This is a genomic window from Enterovirga sp., assembly GCF_028290205.1.
Taxonomy (GTDB): Bacteria; Pseudomonadota; Alphaproteobacteria; order Rhizobiales; family Beijerinckiaceae; genus Enterovirga.
This window is the reverse complement of record NZ_JAQGKF010000134.1, coordinates 1-19,282: the sequence shown is the minus strand read 5'-3', so window position 1 is coordinate 19,282 and position 19,282 is coordinate 1. Positions and strand designations below refer to the sequence as shown.

Sequence of the window (19,282 nt, the reverse complement as noted above, 5' to 3'; positions counted from 1 at the left end):
CGCGACAGCCTCGCCTTCGAGGTCGAGATCGGCGATTTCGCGACGGCGCCGCCCGTGGAGGGCCTGTTCGACTTCACGATCTACGACAAGGCCCTCGCCCGCTGAGGGCCCGGCCCGGGCGGCACGCTAGAGGATCACGAGGCGCAAGCCGTAAGCCACGGCCGCCACGACCAGGACGCCGGCCGCCCACAGCCCGACGAACCAGGCGAGGCGGCGCCCCCTAGTGGTATCCGGCATCGGGATCGACCTTCCCGCGGAACACCCAATAGGCATAGGCCGTGTAGGCGATGATGATGGGCACCAGGATCAGCACCCCGACCAGGGCGAAGATCTGACTCGATTCAGGCGCCGCCGCCTGATGGATGGTCACCCGGCCGGGCACGATGTCCGGCCAGATCGAGATGCCGAGCCCGACAAAGCAGAGCCCGAACAGCACGAGCGAGAGCAGAAACGGCTTGTAATCGTGCGCATCGGCCAGGCTGCGGAACAGCAGCAGCGCCGTGCCGGCCAGAGCGAGCGGCACCGGCGCGGCGACCAGGATGCCGGGCATCTCGAACCAACGCTGCCAGTACTTGCCCTCCAGAAACGGCGTCGCGAGGCTGACGGCCACGATGGCCGCAAGGGTCAGTGCCGCAAGCGGCCGGGCGAGGCGAAGGGCCCGGAGTTGCAGGTCGCCGGAGGTCTTCATGACGAGCCAGGTGGCGCCGAGGAGACCGTAGCCGATCACCACCGCGGCCCCGGTCAGCAGCGAGAACGGCGACAGCCAGTCCCACCAGCCGCCCGCATAGGCGCGCCCCTCCACCCGGATGCCCTGAAGCAGGGCGCCGAGCGCGATGCCCTGCGCGAGGGCCGCGACCAGCGAGCCGCCCGTGAAGGCGATGTCCCAGACCGGCTTCCAGCGCTCGGTGCGCCAGCGGAACTCGAAGGCGACGCCGCGCAGCACGAGGCCCAGCAGCATGGCGATCAGCGGCGCATAGAGGGCCGGCATGACGATGCCGTAGGCGAGCGGAAAGGCCGCAAACAGCCCGCCCCCGCCGAGCACCAGCCAGGTTTCGTTGCCGTCCCAGACCGGCGCGACCGAGTTCATCATGACGTCGCGGTCGTGCCGCTCGGAGCAGAAGGGGAACAGCAGCGCGACCCCGAGGTCGAACCCGTCCATGACCACGTAGGCGAAGACCGCAAAGGCGATCACGAAGGCCCAGATGGCCGGGATGTCGAGGCCGCTCATGGGTTGGCTCCGGCGGCGACGGCCGGGGCCGGCGTGATGCCGGCGGTCCGGACCGGCTGGCCCTGTTCAGGCCCGCGCTCGCCCGGATGCGGAGCGTGGCTCATCAGGCGCAGGATGTAGAACATCCCGGCCGCGAAGACGAAGAGGTAGATCACGGCGAAGGCGACGAGCGACGCCCCGACCGCGGGCGCGGCGAGCGGCGACACGGAATCCGCCGTCCTGAGCAGGCCGTAGACGGTGAAGGGCTGCCGCCCGACCTCCGTCGTGACCCAGCCGGCCAGCACGGCCACGAACCCGGCCGGCCCCATCAGCAGCGCGAAGACGTGCAGCGGCCGCCACTTGTAGAGGCCGCCGCGCCAGCGGGCGACGAGCCCGACGGCGCCCAGGGCGAGCATCAGGAGCCCGAGCCCCACCATGATCCGGAAGGACCAGAACACGATCGGCACCGGGGGCCAGTTTTCGCGCGGCACCGTGTCGAGCCCGGCCAGCGGCGCGTTGAGGTCGTGTTTGAGGATCAGGCTCGACAGTTTCGGGATCTCGAGCGCGTAGCGAACCGTGGCGGCGGCCTGGTCGGGCAGGCCGAACAGGATCAGCGGTGCGCCGTTCGGATGGCTCTGGAAGTGGCCCTCCATGGCCATGACCTTGGGCGGCTGGTGCTCCAGCGTGTTGATGCCGTGCAGGTCGCCCGCCAGGATCTGGACCGGGGCGACGCAGATCAGCATCCACATGGCCATGGAGAACATGGTGCGGGCCTCCTGGCTCGCCCGGCCGCGCAGGAGGTGGAAGGCGCCCGCCGCCCCGACCACGAGCGCGGTGGTCAGATAGGCCGCGAGCACCATGTGCACGAGGCGGTAGGGGAAGGACGGGTTGAACACGATCGCCCACCAGTCGAGCGGCACGAACTGGCCCTGGTCGTTGACGCCGTGCCCGGTCGGCGTCTGCATCCAGGAATTCACCGACAGGATCCAGAAGGCCGAGATGAAGGTGCCGGTGGCGACGAGCCCCGTCGCCAGCATGTGCAGGCCCTTGCCGACTCGGTTCATGCCGAACAGCATCACGCCCAGGAACCCGGCCTCGAGGAAAAAGGCGGTCAGCACCTCGTAGGCCATCAGCGGCCCGACCACCGGCCCGGCCTTGTCGGAGAAGACCGACCAGTTGGTGCCGAACTGGTAGGACATGACGATGCCGGACACGACGCCCATCGCAAAGGCGATGGCGAAGATCTTCAGCCAATACTTGAACAGATTGAGATAACGGTCCTGCCCGGTCCACAACCACAGGGCCTCGAGCACCGCGAGATAGCTCGCGAGCCCGATGGAGAAGGCCGGGAAGATGATGTGAAACGACATCGTGAAGGCGAACTGGATTCGGGCCAGCAGCACCGCATCGAAATCGCCGAACATCACCCCTCCTCCGCTCGGGCCATGGCGCCGGCCCGAGACACGATGCAAATCACCGGCGCGGCACGAAGCCAACCCCGCCCGTTGTCGCGCGGCCGCACGCGGCCCGGCACGCGGGCCCATGCACGCCGCGCGGCGAAATGCTAAACGCAGCGCTCACCGAGGCTCCGCTCCCGCTCATGGCTCACGCGACACCCACGACCGACCTGCCGCGTGGCGAACTGACCGTGCGGACCATCGCCATGCCGGCCGACACCAACGCCAATGGCGACATTTTCGGCGGCTGGGTGATGTCGCAGATGGACCAGGCCGGCGGCATCGCCGGGGTGGAGCGGGCACAGGGCCGCGTGGTCACGGTCGCCGTGGACGCCATGACCTTCATCCAGCCCGTGCGCATCGGCGACGTGTTGTCGGTCTATACCCGCATCGGCCGGATCGGCCGCACCTCGCTGAAGATCGAGATCGAGGCCTGGGCGACCCGGTTCCGGACCGGGCTGCGCGACAAGGTCACGGACGCGACCTTCACCTTTGTGGCGATCGACGAGCAGGGCCGGCCGCGGCCCGTGCCGGCCGAAACCGAGGTTCTGACCGCGTGAGCGGGGAGAGCCCCCTGCGGGCCGCCCGCGATGGGGCGGTGGTCCGCATCGGCGAGCACAGCGTCGCCCTCGCCTACGATCCGGACGGCGAGGTCTGGTTCGTGCAGGCCTCCAGCGTCCCGGGCCTAACCGGGAGCGCGGAGAGCTTCGACGAACTCCTGGACGACCTGCCGGGCCTGATCCGACAGATCGCCCTGCCCTGAAGGCTGCCCAGGCCAGGGCAGCTCAGCGGCGCGCGCCCCTCACCACTTGCCGGTGTTCGGCATGGACAGCCACGGCTCCGCGGGCGCCTTGGGCGGCCCCTTTTGCAGCAACTCGACCGAGATGTTGTCGGGCGAGCGCACGAAAGCCATGTTGCCGTCCCGCGGCGGGCGGTTGATGGTGACGCCGGCATCCATCAGCTTCTGGCAGGTCGCGTAGATGTCATCGACGCGATAGGCGAGATGGCCGAAATTGCGGCCGCCGGTGTATTCTTCCGGGTCCCAATTGTAGGTCAGTTCGAGCAGCGGCGCGCTCGTCGTCTTCGCCGTCTCCTTGTCGCCCGGGGCGGCCAGGAAGACGAGCGTAAAGCGCCCCTTCTCGTCCTCGCGGCGCCGCACCTCCTCGAGGCCGAGCTTGTTGCAATACCAGTCGAGCGATGCGTCGAGATCGGTGACGCGCACCATCGTGTGCAGGAATTCCACGGCGACATTCTCCTGAACCGGCCGGCGGCCCCGGCTTGGCCGCGAGATAAGCCTTCGGAGAGGCCGCGGGAAGTCCGGCCGGCGCTGCCGGCCGCGCCGAAGCGAGCGGTCGACCTTCTCCCGGGACGGGCGGCCCATTAGGTTGGGGCCATGCGCACCGACACCGCCCCCGTCACCCGCCTGGCCGATTACCGTCCGAGCGACTACCTCGTGGACACGATCGAGCTCGACATCCGGCTGCATCCAACCGCGACCCGGATCACCTCGGTCCTGGCCATCCGGCCCAACCCGTGTGGCGTCGCGGGCGCCGCGCTGGTTCTGGACGGCGACGAGCTCATGCTGCTCGGCGTGGAGCTCGACGGGCAGCGGCTCGATCAAGCCGCCTTCGACTGCTCGTCCGACAAGCTGACCGTGTTCGCCCCGCCGCCCGGGCCCTTCCGGCTCACGGTCAGGACGGAGGTGAACCCGACCGCCAACACCAAGCTGATGGGGCTCTACCGCTCAAGCGGCATCTACTGCACGCAATGCGAGGCGGACGGGTTCCGGCGCATCACCTATGCGATCGACCGGCCCGACGTGATGTCGGTCTACACGACCCGGATCGAGGCCGACCGCGACGAGGCGCCGATCCTCCTCGGCAACGGCAACCTCGTCGAAACGGGCCCGGTCGGGGAGCGGCGGCATTTCGCCCTCTGGCACGACCCGCATCCGAAGCCCGGCTACCTCTTCGCGGTGGTGGGCGGCCGGCTCGCCAAGATCGCCAAGCCCTTCACGACGGCCAGCGGCCGCCCCGTCGAGATCGCGGTGTTCGTGGAACCCGGCAAGGAGAGCCGCGCCGAATATGCGCTCGACGCCCTGGAGCGCTCCATGCTGTGGGATGAGCGCGTGTTCGGCCGCGAATACGATCTCGACGTGTTCAACGTGGTGGCCGTGTCCGACTTCAACATGGGCGCCATGGAGAACAAGGGCCTCAACATCTTCAACGACAAATACGTCCTGGCCAGCCCGGACACCGCGACCGACACCGACTACGCCCATATCGAGGCGGTCATCGCGCACGAATACTTCCACAACTGGACGGGCAACCGCATCACCTGCCGGGACTGGTTCCAGCTCTGTTTGAAGGAGGGCCTCACGGTCTTCCGCGACCAGGAATTCTCCTCCGACGAGCGGTCGCGCGCCGTGCACCGGATCGGCGAGGTCCGGACCTTGCGGGCCCGGCAATTCCCTGAGGATTCCGGCCCCTTGTCGCACCCGGTGCGGCCCACCCAGTACCGCGAGATCAACAACTTCTACACGGCGACGGTGTACGAGAAGGGCGCCGAGATCATCCGGATGCTGAAGACGGTGCTGGGAGAGCAGCCCTTCGCGGCCGGGATGACGCGCTATTTCGAGCGCTGCGACGGCACCGCCGCAACCGTCGAGGATTTTCTCGATGCCTTTGCCAGCGTGTCGGGGCGCGACCTCAGCCACTTCGCACGCTGGTACGAGCAGGCCGGAACCCCCACGGTCACGGTCCGGATGGAGCACGATGCGGCCACCGCGACCTGCCGTCTCGACTTCCGGCAGACCACCCCGCCGACGCCGGGCCAGCCGGACAAGGCGCCGCTGGTCATCCCGGTCGCCCTCGGCCTCGTGTCCGAATCCGGCGGCGAGATCGCGGCCGCGAGCCCGCGGCTCAGCCCGGACGGGGTGTTTCTGCTGGAGCGGGAGGAGGACAGCCTGACGCTCTCCGGCGTGACGTCGCGCCCGGTCCCGTCCCTGTTTCGGGGCTTCTCGGCTCCCGTGAAGGTGAAGCTCGACCTGCCCGAATCCGACCTCCTCACGCTGGTGCGCCACGACACGGATCCGTTCAACCGCTGGCAATCCGCCCAGACCGTAGCGCTGCGCCTGCTCGTTCGCCTCGCCGGGGACGAGAGCGGCAGAGCCGGAGCCGAGATCGCCGCCTATGCGGCCGCGCTCGCCACATGCCTCGCGGCTGAGGCGGATCGCGATCCGGCCTTTGCGGCCGTGATGCTGGCCCTGCCCGGGGAGGCGGAGATCGCCCAGGAGATCGGCCAGGACGTCGACCCCGACGCGGTGCGCCGGGCGCTGGACGTCGTGCGGCGCGACGTCGGCCGTGCCCTCGCGCCCTCCTTGCGAGAGGTGCGGGCCGGGCCGGCGGAGGGCGGACGCTACTCGCCGGACGCGGCCAGCGCCGGCCGGAGGGCGCTCCGCAACGCCGCCCTCGACCTCCTGGGGGCGGCCGATCCCGACGAGGGCGCCCGCCAGGCGGCGCAGCAATTCGAGGCGGCCACCAACATGACGGACCGGCTGGCGGCGCTGGGGGCCCTGGCGCTCATTCCCGGCCCCGACCGGGAGGCGGCCTTTGCCGGCTTCGCCGCGCGCTATGCCGAGGAGCCGCTGGCGCTCGACAAGTGGTTCGCGCTCCAGGCCACGGTGCCGGAGGCCACGACGCTGGACCGGGTTCGCGCGCTGATGAACCACCCGGGCTTCGCCTTCTCCAACCCCAACCGCGTGCGCGCCCTGGTCGGCTCCTTTGCGCTCGGCAATCCCACGCAGTTCCACCGGCCGGACGGGGCCGGCTACGACTTCCTGGCCGACATCGTCCTGGCGTTGAACGGGGCCAATCCGCAGGTGGCGGCGCGGCTCCTCACGGCCTTCTCGACCTGGCGCCTGATGGAGCCCGGCCGGCGCGGGCAGGCCCAGGCGGCGCTCCGACGCATCAAGGGGGCGGACAACCTCTCCCCCGACGTCGCTGACATCGCGGCGCGCTCGCTCGGGGAGACCTGACCGCAGCAGGGTGGCCCAGAGGGCACAAGAGTCACACTCCCGGCGGGCATCCACACCCGTCGCGGCCGGTGCTGGACAAATCAGCGAACCGCGATTCTATTGTTATCGATTCGGCGGGATGCGGCACATCTTCGACGGACAATCTGGATGATTTAAGGGGGCTCGCGCATGGGTGCGAACGCCGACGGCGTTGCTGCGCGCGTACATCTTCGGCCCTTCCCAGGTGCTTTCTCGGCAACCCTGGCGCGCCGGGTCCAGTCCTTTGCCGCACGGCCGGCCGTTCTCTTGGCCGCCCTCGCCCTTCTGATCGCGGCGGGTGCCGTCGCGATGTGGTCCGACCACGTCAGCAGCCGGGCAGCCCGGCTCGAGGCCCAGGCCCGGCATCTCGACATCGTGGCGAGCCTGGCAGCTCACGAGGTCCGCTCGGCGGGTCCGGGCGCCGGCACACCGGCCGAGATCCTGGGCGGACTGAACCGCCTGCTCCAGGTTTCGGGCGGGTCGCCAGCCGGAGCCCTCTACCTCGCCGACCCGCAGGGGTCCATCGTGGCCAGGGAGCCGCCCGAGCAGCTTCGCGCGGCCAGCGTCGGCGGGCTGTTCCGCGACGTGGCCCAGCCGGTGCCGGGCCGCCCGGACGTCATCGTGGCGACGCTGCGCGACGGAACGGCGGCGCTTGCGGCGATCCGCAGCCTTCCCTCCGGCTACCTGCTGATGGTGCAGCCGCTCTCGGCGCTGCCCGTGCCGCCGGCCTTTCTTCAGGGCTCGCCCACAGTCGCGCTGCTGTTCGTCCTGGGCATCGGCGGGCTCGCCGGCGGCTGCATCTGCTTCGCGCGCCGGGCCCGCGTCGCCGGAACCACCTGCACGCGGCTGACGCGCCGGCTCGACGCTTCCCTGATCCAGGGGCGCTGCGGGGTCTTCGACTGGGACGTGGCACGCGGACAGGTGGTCTGGTCGGCCTCCATGTACGACCTGCTCGGCTATGAGCCGCGCGGCGAGGACCTGACCGCGGACGAGGTCGCGGCCATCATCCGGCCCGTCGACCAATGCCTGGTGACGCTGGTGCGCGCCGCTGCCGCCGCCCCGCAGCGGCGGATCGATCACGAAATGCGGGCCCGCACCGCGACGGGCCATTGGATGTGGCTGCGCATCACCGGCGAGGTCGTCCGCGATCCGGTCGACGGCGGCCAGCACATCGTCGGCTTCGCGGCCGACGTCACGGAAGAGCGCCGTCGCGCCGCCAGCCGGGCCGACGCCGACCTCCGCCTCCGGGACGCGGTCGAGACGCTGTCCGAGGCCTTCGCTCTGTATGACGCCGAAGACCGGCTCATCCTGTGCAACTCGAAATTCCGCGACCTGCACGACTTGCCGGCCGAGATCACACGGCCCGGCACGAGCCGGGCCGAGATCACGGCCGCCATGCAGCCTTGCGTCACCGCGAACGCCGTGGCCGGGCAGCACCGCGATCTTCCGGGCACACGCCGCATGCAGACGCAGCTGCCGGACGGACGCTGGCTTCAGGTCAACGAACGCCGCATGCGCGACGGCGGCATCGTGTCCGTCGAAACGGATGTCAGCGCCCTGAAGCGCTCCGAGGCGAAGCTGCGGGAGAGAGAGCGGCAGCTCAAGGGCTCCGTCCGGCAGGCCGAAACGGCCGCCCAGCACTTCGCCGCGCTCGCCGAGCGCAAGATCGAGGAGAACCAGGCCAAGACGGAATTCTTGGCCCGGATGAGTCACGAGCTCCGCACGCCGCTGAACGCCATCATCGGCTTTGCCGAGGTGATGCGCGACCAGATGTTCGGGCCGATCGGCTGCGAACGCTACGCCGAATACAGCCGCGACATCCACCAGAGCGGCATGAAGCTGTTGGATGTGATCGACGGCATCCTGCAGATGTCCCGCATCGAATCCGGCCGGATCCGGTTCAATCCGGAGCTGACGCGGGTGGAAGGCGTCATCGAGGGGGCGCTGGCCGGCCTGCGGACCGACCTCGCCGCCAAGGACGTCTCCGTCCTGACCGATGTCGCCACCCCGTTGCTGCTCCAGGCGGACCGCTCCGCCCTGCACGACGTGCTGGTGCAGTTGCTCCGCAACGCGATCCGGTTCACCGCGCCCGGCGGCGCCATCCGGATCTGCGCCCGCCAGGTGGACGCGCATGTCCACGTCTATGTCGAGGATGCCGGCATCGGCATCGAGCCCGAGATCATCCCGCGGCTCGGCAAGCCCTTCGTTCAGGCGGAGGCCGAATACCGCCGCAGCGGCGGCGGCACCGGGCTCGGACTCGCGATCGCCCGGGGTCTTGCGGAGATGCATGGCGGTCGCATGCGCATCAGGTCCGAGCCGGGCGTGGGCACCATCGTGCTGGTCCGCCTGCCGCTGGTTCAGCCCGCCGCGAACGACCACCAGGCGGCGCAGGCCGGAGAGAGCCAGCGGGCCCGGCCGGTCCTGATCGCGGCCGAATAGCCCTAGCTCGCGAGCACCCGCGCAAAGATCGCCGCGACCGGCCGTCTCGCGTCCTCGAGGGTGCTCACGAAGGCCGCCGGGTCGGGCGCGCCCACCATGCCGGCAAGGCGCCGCACCAGCGCCGGCGCCCGCTCGGCCTCGTCCAGCCTCGCCCCGAGCGTCAGCCGCTGCCAATGCAGCACGTCCCCGAGCAGCCTGTGCGCCGACAGGAGGGCCGCCACCTCCGCCTCCGGCAGCAGCCCGAGCCGGCCGGCTTCGCTGAGAGCCTCGGGCGTGGACAGGCCGGCGAGACCCGGATGGGCGGCGGCATGGGCCAGCACCACGGCCTGGGCCAGGAAGTCGAGATCGAGGATCCCGCCCCGGGCGAGCTTGAGGTCGCGCTGGTCGGCCCCCTTTTCCCGGGCCACGTGCTCGCGCATCTCCGCGACGCCACGGTAGACGGTGGCCTGTTCGCGCGGGCGCTGAACGATGTCGGCGATCGCCGCCTCGAGCCGCTGCCCGAGATCCGCATCCCCGGCCAGAACCCGGGCACGTGTGAGCGCCATGTGCTCCCACAGCTCCGCCTCGCCGTCATGGTAGCTGCGGAAGCCGGAGAATTGCGAGGCCAGCGGCCCCTTGGTGCCCGAGGGCCTGAGCCGCATGTCGATGTCGAACAGGCGCCCGCGCCGGGTCGGCACCGTCAGGGCGGCGATGAGCCGCTGCGTCAGGCGCGTGTAGTAGACCACCGCATCGAGCGGGCGCGGGCCGCCCCGGCTCGTCCGGTCCTCCGGATCGAAATCGTAGAGCACCGTGAGGTCGAGATCGGAGCCGGCCGTCAGGTCGCCGGCGCCTAGGCGGCCGAGCCCAAGCACGGCGATCCTGCCGCCCGGCACCGCGCCATGCTCCTGGGCGAAGACCTCTGACACGCGATCGAGCGACACCCGAATGCTGGCCCGCGCGATGGCCGCATAGGCCGCTCCGGCCTCCCGGGGCGGAAGGATGCCGGACAGAAGCCGCGCTCCCGTGACGAACTGGAGCCGGTGCACGGCGTCGCGCAGTTGGTCGAGGAAAGCCTCCGTGCCGACCGGTTCGCCGAGGCTCGCCCGCAGCTCCGCCTCGATGGCGCGGTCGTCGCTGACCGGCTCGGCCAGCGCCGGGTCGATCACGGTGTCGAGCAGGTGCGGCCGCGCACCCACGGCTTCGGCCAGCCGCGGCGCCGTGCCGAGAAGGTCGGCGAAGAGCAGGCGCAGCCGCTCCCGCGAGCGCAGGATCGTCAGGAGCTCGACCGCCGCCGGCATGCGGGCGAACGCATCGTCGAGCCGCGCCAGGGCGCCGTCCGGGTCCCCGGTTCCGCCGAGCGCCTGCAGCAGCGGCGGCACGAGTTCGGTCAGCACCTCGCGGGCGCGTGGCGAGGTGATCGCGGCGCGGCGCCCGAAATGCCAGCCCCGCACCGTCTCAGCCGTGCGGGCCGGGTCGCGAAAGCCGAGGCCGGCCAGGGTGGCGAGCGTGGCCGGATCGTCCTCCGTGCCGGTGAAGACCAGGCTGCCGAGATCGGAGGCGAGCGCCGGCGCATCCTCGAACAGGAGCCCGTAATGATGCTGGACGCGCCGGGCATGCCCGGTCAGCGCGTCCCCGAAGCTCGCCGTGTCGGGATAGCCCGCAAAACCCGCGAAGCGGGCCAGCGCCTCGGGGTCGGAGGGCAGCCGCTGGGTCTGCTCGTCGTCCACCATCTGCAGCCTGTGCTCGATCTCGCGCAGGAAGCGGTAGGCGGCGGAAAGCTCGTCGCGCGCCCCCGCGCTGATCCAGCCCTCGCCATGGAGGGCGCCGAGCATGTCCAGCGTGCGGCGTCCGCGCAGCGAGGCGCGGCGGCCGCCGAAGACGAGCTGCTGCGTCTGGACGAAGAACTCGATCTCCCGGATGCCGCCCCGGCCGAGCTTGATGTCGTGCCCGGCGACCGCGATCTCGCCGTGACCCCGCACGGCATGGATCTGCCGCTTCATCGCGTGGATGTCGGCAATGGACGCGAAGTCGAAATACTTGCGCCAGATGAAGGGCGTGAGGTCCCGGAGAAAGCGCTCGCCGAGCGCGATGTCGCCGGCGACCGGGCGCGCCTTGATCATGGCCGCCCGTTCCCAGTTCTGCCCCACGGTCTCGTAATACGTGTAGGCGGCCGGCAGCGAGATCGCGGCCGGGGTCGAGCCGGGATCCGGCCGCAGCCGGTAATCGACCCGGTGCACGTAGCCGTCCGAGGTGCGCTCGGACAGGAACTTCACCACGGCCTGGGCCGCCCGGTTGTAGAGGCGCGACGGCTCGGCCCCGGGCGTCAGGGCGGCGGCCGTCGGGTCGAAGAAGACGACGAGGTCGATGTCGCTCGAATAGTTGAGCTCGCCCGCGCCGTGCTTGCCGAGCGCCAGGATGGTGAGGCCGCAGCCGGCGCCGTCGGGACCGATCCCGCCGGGGTCCAGCTTGCCGGCATCCAGCGCCTCGTGCAGCGCCGCCTCCGTGGCGCCCTGCACGGAGGCGTCCGCGAAGGCGGTGAGGGCCGCTGTGACCTGCTCCACCGACCACACGCCGCCGAGATCGCACAAGGCCACCAGAAGGGCCTGCCGCCGGCGATTGCCCCTGAGGGCCGCGGCGAGGCCGGAGCGATCCAGCTCGCCGGCCGCGAAGCGCCGCCCCGCCGCCGCCTGATCCGCCACCAGGCCGCGCAGGACCACCTCGGGATCGGCGTCCGCCAGCTCTCCGAAACCCTCCGGGTCGCGGTCGATCAGGTCGCGCAGAAACGGGGATCCCTGCCGGATGCTCCGCTCCAGCGCGGCCCAGGCGTCGGGACCGTGCCGTCCGAGCAGCGCGACGCGGCGTGCGAGAGGTTCGCTCACGCGGCGGCCGCTGCCGTGCGGACCGGCAGCGACAGCACGGCCTGCAATCCGGGCCCGTGATCCGCCAGAGTGAGCGCTCCCCCATGCAGCCGCGCCACGGCGGCCGCGAGGCTAAGCCCCAGCCCGAAGCCGGGGCGGGTCCGGGCCGCCTCGAGCCTGACAAATCGGTCCAGAACCCGGGCCCGATCGCCCTCCGGAATGCCCGGGCCGCGGTCGGCCACGGTGATGCGCACGGCCGACGCGTCGCGCTCGGCCGTGACCCGCACGGCACCGGGCGCGCCGCCGCGCCCCTCGGCGCCGTATTTGATCGCGTTGTCGATCAGGTTGGCCACGGCCTGGCCCAGCAGCTCCCGACTGCCGTGAACAGGCAGGTCGGGCTCGACCTCGATCTCGAGCGACAGCCCGGCATCCTCGGCCGCCGGCTCGTAGAGTTCGGCCAGGTCTCGCGTGACCTGGGCGGCGTCGAAATGCTCCATGCTCTCGCTCGCATGCCCGGCTTCGAGCCGGGCGATCATCAGAAGGGCGTTGAAGATGCGGATCAAGTTATCGCTGTCGTCGATCACCCGCTCCAGCGCCTCCCGCAGCGCCGCCGCATCGTCGGGCGTCCGCAGGGCCTCCTCGGCCCGATTGCGCAGACGCGACAGCGGCGTCTTGAGGTCGTGGGCGATGTTGTTGGACACCTCGGTGATGCCGGCCATCAGCTCGCCGATGCGGTCGAGCATGGCGTTCACATTGAGGGCGAGCCGGTCAAGCTCGTCATCCGTGCCGGCGATCTCGAGCCGGCCGGAGAGGTCGCCGGCCATGATCGTGGCGGTGGTCCCGGTCATCCCATCGATACGCTTCAACACCCGCCGGCTGACAAACCAGCCGCCCAGGCAGCCGAGGATGCCGACCAGGAGCAGAGACGCGCCGAGCGCCCGGCCCATGATGTCCCGGATCCGAACCCGGTCCTCGAGGTCGCGGCCCACCAGCAGGCGGAACCCACCGGGCAGCAGAAACACCTTCACGATGGCGGTGTGTTCGCGCGTCTCCTCGTCCGCCCGGGCGTAATCCACCTCGCGCTGGCCGGCGGTGTCGAGGGTGCCGGGCGGCAGCGAGCCCACATTGCCGGCGATGCGCTCGCCCTGGAACGTTGTCACGAGGTACAGCGACGCGCCCGGCTGGCGGCTGCGCCGGTCGACGATGGCCACGAGGCGGCGGATGCCCGCCGTCCGGTACTGTTCCGCGAGGCCGGTGATCTCCGCCTCGATCGTCTCCAGCACCTGATCGTTGAACAGCCGGGTGGTGTTCCAGGCCACATAGGCGAGGATCAGGAACACGGAGACCGCGAAAAAGGCCAGGTACGCGAGCGACAGCCGAAAGGCGGTCGTGCGCACCAGCTTGGGCAGCAGGCTACCGCGCGCCGTCACGGACCATGTATCCGGCGCCCCGCACCGTGTGGATCAGCGGCCGGTCGAACCCGCGGTCGATCTTGGCCCGAAGGCGGGACACGTGAACGTCGATGACATTGGTCTGGGGATCGAAATGGTAGTCCCAGACGTGTTCCAGCAGCATGGTCCGGGTCACGACCTGGCCCGCATGGCGCACGAGGTATTCGAGCAGGCGGAACTCGCGCGGCTGGAGAGGGATGTCCTGCCCGCCCCGGCTGACCCGGTGCGACAGCCGGTCGAGTTCGAGATCGCCGACCCGGTAGCTCGTCGCCTCCGCGGCGCCGCCGCTCCGGGCGTTCCGGCGCGCCAGCACCTCGACCCGGGCCAGCAGCTCGGAGAACGCGTAGGGCTTCGGCAGGTAATCGTCGCCGCCGGCGCGAAGGCCTTTCACACGGTCGTCCACCTGGGCCAGGGCGGACAGGATCAGCGCCGGCGTCTCCACCTTCTGCTCGCGCAGGGAGCGGATGACGGACAGGCCGTCGAGCTTGGGCAGCATGCGGTCCACGACCAGCACGTCGTACTGGCCCTCCCGGGCCATGGCGTAGCCATCCAGCCCGTCGGGCGCCGAATCCGCCGCATGGCCGGATTCCCGGAACGCCTTGACCAGATAGGCCAGCGCCTCGCGATCGTCCTCGATGACCAGGATCCGCATGGCCGTGTCCTTAGCCCAGCCGACGGGGGAGCGGCAGGCCGGATGCGCACATCCGGCCTGCCGTCACGAAACGCAGGACTGGCGGGGGGCGACGAATGCAGCCCTGGTCTCGTCACAGGGGGTCGTTGCGGGTGAAGTCTCTCCGGCTTCCTCCAGACCGCCTCGGCGGCGGCCGCAGACCCGATCCATGGCCAGCATGGTTAGAGGGTGACAGATTACCTCGGCATCGCGTCCGGATGAACATTCGGTAAGCTCGCCCCGTCGCCCCAGACAAGGTGCTCGACGAGGGAGAAGATGGCGTAGGCGAAGCCGAAATTGGCCGCCAAGCCCACCGCTCCGAGCACGATTCCGACCAGCACGACGACCCCGTCCCGCTCCACCAGGCCGAGCCCGACCAGGCACACCGCGACGCCGATCGGGATCTGGCCGATCACCGGGGCCGCGACGAGCAGGCCCAACGCCAGGGACAGCAGCAGGAAGCCGATCAGCCGCAGCGCGAGAGGCGTCTCGAGAAAGGCGAAGCGGGGACGCGACAGGAGTTCGAGCCGCTTCAGCACGGGCATGGCCCGCAGGACGGCCCGGGTGACCGCCTCCTGGGGAACGGATTGCCGAAGCAGGCGCTGCGGTAGCCACGGCGATTCCTGCCCGGCCGCGATCTGAACCGCCACCAGCAGAAGAAGCAGGCCGCAGACGAGCGGGATCGGAGGCGGCATCGGCAGGCAATTCGGAAGGCCGAGCAGCACGATCAGGATGGCGAAGGCCCTGTCGCGCAGGACCGCCACGATGTCAGCGACGGTCAGCCGGTCGCCTGCGTGTCCTGCCAGCGAGGACAGGACCGCCGAAATGCGTGCTTCAGGGAACAAACGCCTACCGGGATTGGTGAGTTGCCGGGTCCTCTAGCCCAGCCGGCCCCCCCGGCCAAGTCGGCCGCCCTGCGGCGAGCGGCTCAATGGAGAGTCAGGACGCCGCTGACGGCCCGGAACTCCGCGGGCTTGATGAGGCCGCAATGGGCCACCGTGACCGAGTGGAGCGGGCCATCGAGCTCGCGGCGCCAGAAGTCCAGGAACCGGCCGAGTTCGGGGAAGCGGGGCGCCAGGTCATAGCATTGCCACACGAAGCTCTGCAGCAGCCGCGGGTGGTCCGGCAGGCCATACAGGATGGTTGCGGTCGTGAGCCCGTACCCGGCGAGCTGGCGGCGGAAATCCTCAGAGACCATGGCGACCCCCTTGTTCCGGGGCCGGCAATGCCGGCCACCCGGGGAGTTTCGAGCGGATTCGTTAACGCTCTCGCTACGGACGGGAAGGCCGCCCAGCAGTTGTGGCAGCACCGCCATTGCAAGACGTCCGACGTTTCGGTCACTATTCGGCATCGTCCCTCCTCACGGGGCAGTGGAAGTTGAGTTCGCGTCGCGTTCGCGTCGTTTTAGGTCTCTTGGCCGGGCTCCTCGGCGTGGGCGCCGGCGCGTCCCCGGCCGCAGCGCGGGATGAGAACCTGTTCATCCGGCCGGAGGACCAGCGCACCGTCCTGTTCGGCAGCCTGGACGCGGGTCGCTCGGTGTTCATGAGCGGAGGCGCCAAGCAGAGCCTGGTCGGATCGCTCGACCGGAGCGGCTTCATGGCCCTGGAGGTCACCGGGTTCGGCCTCACCCAGGAGCGGCTGAGGACCGATGGGGGAGACCTTCCGGTGCTCCGCTTCACCCACCAGACGGCCGTGACGCCCGGATACCAGTGGAACCTCGGCGCCCTGCATCTCGGGGCCTATGCGGGGCCGGAACTGCACCAGGAACAGGTGACCTATGGCGGTCGCGCCTTGCGCTTCTCAAAGCCTCGGCTCGGCATCCGGGGCCAGGTCGACCTGTGGGCTCACCCGAGCGCGGACACGCTCGTCACCGGCACGCTGATCTCGGGGTCGACCCGGGCCAGCCTGTGGGGCCGCGCCTCGGCCGGCCTGCGGGTCACCGATGGGCTCTTCGCGGGCCCGGAGGTGACCTTCTATGTCACGCCGACCTACAGCGAGGTCCGCTGGGGGGCTCACGTGACCGGGCTGCGGCTCTGGATCCTGACCTTCCGGGCCTCCGCGGGCTGGATGCAGGACGACGCGCACCGGCGCGGCTCCCCGTATCTCGGACTGAGCGTCTGGATGCGGCTCTGAGGCTACTCGTCCGGCCCGTAGGGCGTCATGGAGCCGAGATCGGCCTCCAGCGGGTCCTCGTCGGCCATCAGGGCCAGGCTGTCCGACGGCGCGGGCGGCGCGAGCCCCTGCGGAAGCCGGCCTTCCAGGAAGCCGAGCCCCTTCAACTCCTCGAGCCCGGGCAGGTCAGTGATGGCGTCGAGACCGAAATGCGCCAGAAAAGCTGGCGTGGTGCCGTAGGTCACCGGCCGGCCGGGGGCGCGGCGGCGGCCGCGCAGGCGCACCCAGCCCGTCTCGATCAGCGTGTCCAGCGTGCCTTTCGAGGCCGCCACGCCGCGGATCGCCTCGATCTCGGCCCGGGTGGACGGCTGGTGGTAGGCGACAATGGCCAGGATCTCCATCGCGGCCCGGGACAGCCGGACGGGCTGCGCGTCGGCGGGGCCGAGGACAGAGCCAAGGTCCTCCGCCGTCCGGAAGCACCAGCCGCCGGCCACGCGGACCAGGTTCACGCCGCGATCCCGGTAGAAGGCCGAGAGCTCGGCCAGGACGACGTCGACGTCGGCCCCCGCCGGCAGCCGTTCGGCGAGCTGTGCCGAGGTCAGGGGTTCGGGGGCGGAGAACAGAACCGCCTCCGCGCGCCGCATGACGTCCCGGCCAGGCCCGGAACGCGGCTCCGCGGCCGCGAGGGAGCGGGAAATGGCGGCGAGGCGCCTGAGGGCCGCTTCGGTCACGAGGCGACCAGCCGCAGCGTGGGCTCCGCCCGCCTGACCCGCAGCGGCGCGAACGGCGCGTCCTGCTCCAGCACCGCCCTGCCCTCGCGCACCATTTCCAGCAGCGCCGACAGGGAGGAGGCCAGGACGGAGGCCGGCGTGGCGGGCGGCGAGCCGACGTAGCGCAGGAGATAGGGGTCGAGCTCGGTCCAGTTCTGCCCGCGGCCGAGCAGACGCCGCAGCGCCTCCCGGGCGTCGTCGAGCGACCAGACCGGCCGGCGATGCACCGTCACCGTGACCTCCACCTGCCGGTCCCGCTGCGCGGCATAGGCGGAGAGAAGGTCGAACAGACTGGCCTCGTAGCGGGGCCGGCCGACCGGCGCCTCCACTGTTCGGGCCCGCGCCGGAAAGACCTCGCGGCCGAGCTGGGCTCGCTCACCCAGCAGCCGCGCCGCCTCCCGGATGGTGTCGAGACGGCGGAGGCGCAGGGCCAGCGCCGAGGCGAGTTCGCCCGCGCTCGGCCCCTCGGGCTTGGGCGGCTCAGGCAGCAGCAGCCGCGATTTCAGGTAGGCGAGCCAGGCCGCCATGACGAGGTAATCGGCCGCGAGTTCGAGCCGCAGCGTGCGGGCGGTCTCGACAAAGGCGAGGTATTGCTCGGCCAGGGCCAGAATGGAGATCTCGTGCAGATCCACCTTCTGCCGGCGGGCGAGGTCGAGCAGGAGGTCGAGAGGGCCCTCGAAACCGGCCACGTCGACCACCAGCAGCGGATCGCCCGAGAGCCGATCAAGGGAGTTGGTCTCGGCGTCGAAAGCGAGCTCGTCGGCCATTCCGGGTCCGATCGCCGGGAGGGGGCGACGCACCCTTCCCTACGCCGCGGCGGTCAGCGCCGTCTCAAGCGCCAGACGCGCGTCCACAGGATCGAAGGCGTCGGGCTCGGCCCGGATCAGCGCCAGCGCCGCCTCGGCTCGGCGCAGCGACGGGCCGGCGAGCCGCGGCGAACCCTCGGCGACGCGCCGGGCTTCGCTCAGGTCGCCGTTGCAATGGAGCGCCACATCGCAGCCGGCCTGGAGAGCCGCCTCGGCCCGATCGCGAAAGTCGCCCGACAACGCCCGCATGGACAGATCGTCGGTCAGGAGAAGGCCGTCGAAGCCGATTTCGCCCCGCACGATGCCGCCGATCACCAGGGGCGACGTGGTGGCCGGGCGGTCGGGATCGATCGCCTCGTAGACCACGTGCGCGCTCATCGCGACCGGCAGGTGCGCCAGCGCCCGAAAGGGGCGGAAATCGCGCTCCCGCAACGCCTCGAGCGAGGCGTCGACACGCGGCAGCGCGAGATGGCTGTCGGCCATGGCCCGGCCGTGCCCGGGCACGTGCTTGACCACGGGCAGCACGCCGCCGGCCAGAAGCCCGGCGGCCGCCTGGCCACCGAGCCGGGCGACCTCGTCGGGATCCTCGGCATAGGCACGGTCGCCGATCACGTCGTGCGAGCCCGGCACCGGGACGTCGAGCACCGGCAGGCAATTCACGTCGATCCCGAGCGCCCGCAGGTCGTGCGCCATCAGGCGCGCGCCGAGCCACGCCGGATCGCGTCCGCTGGCCGCGGCGTCGCGGGTGATGCGGCCATAGGCCCGGCCGGCCGGATAGCGCGGCCAATGCGGCGGACCGAGCCGCTGCACGCGGCCGCCCTCCTGGTCCACCAGAACCGGGGCGTCGTCCCGGCCGACCGCCTCACGAAACGCGGCGGTCAGGGCCCGCACCTGATCGGGCGAGACCACATTGCGCCGGAACAGGATCAGCCCGAACGGATCGGCCTCGCGGAAGAAGCTGCGCTCCTCCGCCGACAGATCCGGTCCGGCGCAGCCGGCCACAAAGGCGCGCGCGCTCATTGCGGCCGCCCCCTCGCAGCGCCGGGCAGGAGGGCCCGGGTCAATTGAGGTTGGCCACGAAGCAGGAGCCGCCCGAGCCCTTCAGCTTGTTGCAGAGTGCGGTCGCGTCCGCCTTGCTCATGGGTCCGACCCGCACGCGGTGGACCGTCTTGCCCCTCACCTCGCCCTGGGTGACGCGGGCCGGCTTGCCGTCGAGATCGGCGGCAAACTTGTCCTGGAGCTGGCTGTAGGCGCTGCGCGCCTCCTCCTCGGTCGGCCGCACGGCGATCTGGACGGCGAAATTGCCGCCAGCCTCGGCCGCCGGCTTGCGGTCGGCGCGGGAGGCCGGAGCGTCCGTGTCCAGCGCCGCCGTGCGGGCGGGCGCCTCGGCCGCGGGGCTCTCGGACAACGAGCGCGGCCGCACCGGGGGCAACACCTTCACGGGGGCCGGCGTGGCCTCACTGGTGGCCGGCGGCTCGG

General features: G+C 71.0%; 18 protein-coding genes. 5 read left to right on the top strand and 13 right to left on the bottom strand.

What is annotated here, in order from left to right:
* Positions 1-126 precede the first annotated feature (126 nt).
* Genes JWR86_RS09455 through JWR86_RS09445 form a run of 3 tightly spaced genes read right to left on the bottom strand, consistent with a single transcriptional unit; the run spans position 127 to position 2,631 of the window.
* Positions 127-237, bottom strand: coding sequence for a DUF2474 family protein (locus JWR86_RS09455; protein ID WP_299564142.1), 111 nt, complete (start codon positions 235-237; stop codon positions 127-129).
* Positions 221-1,228 carry a cytochrome d ubiquinol oxidase subunit II gene (cydB, locus tag JWR86_RS09450; protein WP_299564139.1) on the bottom strand — a complete coding sequence of 336 codons (1,008 nt, stop codon included), beginning with the start codon at positions 1,226-1,228 and terminating at the stop codon, positions 221-223. The genes JWR86_RS09455 and cydB overlap by 17 nt, the downstream gene beginning before the upstream one ends.
* Positions 1,225-2,631, bottom strand: coding sequence for a cytochrome ubiquinol oxidase subunit I (locus tag JWR86_RS09445; protein WP_299564136.1), 1,407 nt, complete (start codon positions 2,629-2,631; stop codon positions 1,225-1,227). Before JWR86_RS09445 ends, cydB begins: the two co-directional genes overlap by 4 nt.
* A 176-nt stretch (positions 2,632-2,807) precedes the next feature.
* Between JWR86_RS09445 and JWR86_RS09440 the strand changes: the two genes are divergently transcribed.
* Both JWR86_RS09440 and JWR86_RS09435 read left to right on the top strand, forming a co-directional pair.
* Complete coding sequence (locus tag JWR86_RS09440) at positions 2,808-3,224, top strand: acyl-CoA thioesterase (RefSeq protein ID WP_299564133.1); 417 nt, start codon at positions 2,808-2,810, stop codon at positions 3,222-3,224.
* A complete protein-coding gene (locus JWR86_RS09435) occupies positions 3,221-3,427 on the top strand; it encodes a DUF1902 domain-containing protein (protein ID WP_299564130.1) in 207 nt (68 codons plus the stop codon). The genes JWR86_RS09440 and JWR86_RS09435 overlap by 4 nt, the downstream gene beginning before the upstream one ends.
* A gap of 39 nt (positions 3,428-3,466) precedes the next feature.
* On the opposite strand, the gene JWR86_RS09430 is transcribed toward JWR86_RS09435, so the two are convergent.
* On the bottom strand, positions 3,467-3,907 hold the full coding sequence (locus JWR86_RS09430; protein WP_299564127.1) for a VOC family protein: 441 nt from the start codon (positions 3,905-3,907) through the stop codon (positions 3,467-3,469).
* Positions 3,908-4,057: 150 nt separating this feature from the next.
* On the opposite strand from JWR86_RS09430, the gene pepN reads away from it, so the two are divergent.
* Entirely contained in the window at positions 4,058-6,700 is a 2,643-nt protein-coding gene (gene pepN, locus JWR86_RS09425) for an aminopeptidase N (protein WP_299564124.1), read from the top strand.
* A 285-nt stretch (positions 6,701-6,985) separates the two neighbouring features.
* Complete coding sequence (locus tag JWR86_RS09420; protein WP_299564121.1) at positions 6,986-9,157, top strand: PAS domain-containing sensor histidine kinase; 2,172 nt, start codon at positions 6,986-6,988, stop codon at positions 9,155-9,157.
* A 2-nt stretch (positions 9,158-9,159) separates the two neighbouring features.
* Here the strand turns inward: JWR86_RS09420 and JWR86_RS09415 are convergent, their stop codons facing one another.
* The 5 genes from JWR86_RS09415 to JWR86_RS09395 all read right to left on the bottom strand — a co-directional run bounded on the left by JWR86_RS09415 (position 9,160) and on the right by JWR86_RS09395 (position 15,313).
* Entirely contained in the window at positions 9,160-12,015 is a 2,856-nt protein-coding gene (locus JWR86_RS09415) for a bifunctional [glutamine synthetase] adenylyltransferase/[glutamine synthetase]-adenylyl-L-tyrosine phosphorylase (RefSeq protein WP_299564118.1), read from the bottom strand.
* Positions 12,012-13,424: an ATP-binding protein gene (locus JWR86_RS09410; RefSeq protein ID WP_299564115.1), complete on the bottom strand. Its 1,413-nt coding sequence runs from the start codon at positions 13,422-13,424 to the stop codon at positions 12,012-12,014. The genes JWR86_RS09415 and JWR86_RS09410 overlap by 4 nt, the downstream gene beginning before the upstream one ends.
* Positions 13,408-14,097 carry a response regulator transcription factor gene (locus JWR86_RS09405; RefSeq protein ID WP_299564112.1) on the bottom strand — a complete coding sequence of 230 codons (690 nt, stop codon included), beginning with the start codon at positions 14,095-14,097 and terminating at the stop codon, positions 13,408-13,410. The genes JWR86_RS09410 and JWR86_RS09405 overlap by 17 nt, the downstream gene beginning before the upstream one ends.
* Before the next feature lie 215 nt (positions 14,098-14,312).
* Positions 14,313-14,960: an exopolysaccharide biosynthesis protein gene (locus JWR86_RS09400; protein ID WP_299564109.1), complete on the bottom strand. Its 648-nt coding sequence runs from the start codon at positions 14,958-14,960 to the stop codon at positions 14,313-14,315.
* Positions 14,961-15,043: 83 nt separating this feature from the next.
* Entirely contained in the window at positions 15,044-15,313 is a 270-nt protein-coding gene (locus JWR86_RS09395) for an usg protein (RefSeq protein ID WP_299564106.1), read from the bottom strand.
* A gap of 215 nt (positions 15,314-15,528) precedes the next feature.
* On the opposite strand from JWR86_RS09395, the gene bcsS reads away from it, so the two are divergent.
* Positions 15,529-16,248, top strand: a complete 720-nt coding sequence (gene bcsS / locus JWR86_RS09390) for a cellulose biosynthesis protein BcsS (protein WP_299564103.1) — start codon at positions 15,529-15,531, stop codon at positions 16,246-16,248.
* A gap of 2 nt (positions 16,249-16,250) precedes the next feature.
* Here bcsS and scpB read toward each other — a convergent pair whose 3' ends face one another.
* The 4 genes from scpB to JWR86_RS09370 form a co-directional block, all read right to left on the bottom strand.
* The gene (gene scpB / locus JWR86_RS09385; protein WP_299564145.1) at positions 16,251-16,871 is read right to left on the bottom strand and encodes an SMC-Scp complex subunit ScpB; all 621 of its coding nucleotides are present in this window, start codon (positions 16,869-16,871) and stop codon (positions 16,251-16,253) included.
* An 83-nt stretch (positions 16,872-16,954) separates the two neighbouring features.
* Positions 16,955-17,764, bottom strand: a complete 810-nt coding sequence (locus JWR86_RS09380) for a ScpA family protein (protein ID WP_299564100.1) — start codon at positions 17,762-17,764, stop codon at positions 16,955-16,957.
* Positions 17,765-17,803: 39 nt separating this feature from the next.
* The gene (nagZ, locus tag JWR86_RS09375) at positions 17,804-18,823 is read right to left on the bottom strand and encodes a beta-N-acetylhexosaminidase (protein ID WP_299564097.1); all 1,020 of its coding nucleotides are present in this window, start codon (positions 18,821-18,823) and stop codon (positions 17,804-17,806) included.
* Between the two features lie 40 nt (positions 18,824-18,863).
* Positions 18,864-19,282 (bottom strand): SPOR domain-containing protein (locus JWR86_RS09370; protein ID WP_299564094.1); only part of this gene is annotated, 419 nt, incomplete at its 5' end.

Coding starts and splice junctions, on each gene's coding strand:
- JWR86_RS09455 (WP_299564142.1), bottom strand. CDS start 237: ATGCCGGATACCACTAGGGGGCGCCGCCTCGCCTGGTTCGTCGGGCTG.
- cydB (WP_299564139.1), bottom strand. CDS start 1,228: ATGAGCGGCCTCGACATCCCGGCCATCTGGGCCTTCGTGATCGCCTTT.
- JWR86_RS09445 (WP_299564136.1), bottom strand. CDS start 2,631: ATGTTCGGCGATTTCGATGCGGTGCTGCTGGCCCGAATCCAGTTCGCC.
- JWR86_RS09440 (WP_299564133.1), top strand. CDS start 2,808: ATGGCTCACGCGACACCCACGACCGACCTGCCGCGTGGCGAACTGACC.
- pepN (WP_299564124.1), top strand. CDS start 4,058: ATGCGCACCGACACCGCCCCCGTCACCCGCCTGGCCGATTACCGTCCG.
- JWR86_RS09405 (WP_299564112.1), bottom strand. CDS start 14,097: ATGCGGATCCTGGTCATCGAGGACGATCGCGAGGCGCTGGCCTATCTG.
- JWR86_RS09395 (WP_299564106.1), bottom strand. CDS start 15,313: ATGGTCTCTGAGGATTTCCGCCGCCAGCTCGCCGGGTACGGGCTCACG.
- scpB (WP_299564145.1), bottom strand. CDS start 16,871: ATGCGGCGCGCGGAGGCGGTTCTGTTCTCCGCCCCCGAACCCCTGACC.
- JWR86_RS09380 (WP_299564100.1), bottom strand. CDS start 17,764: ATGGCCGACGAGCTCGCTTTCGACGCCGAGACCAACTCCCTTGATCGG.
- nagZ (WP_299564097.1), bottom strand. CDS start 18,823: ATGAGCGCGCGCGCCTTTGTGGCCGGCTGCGCCGGACCGGATCTGTCG.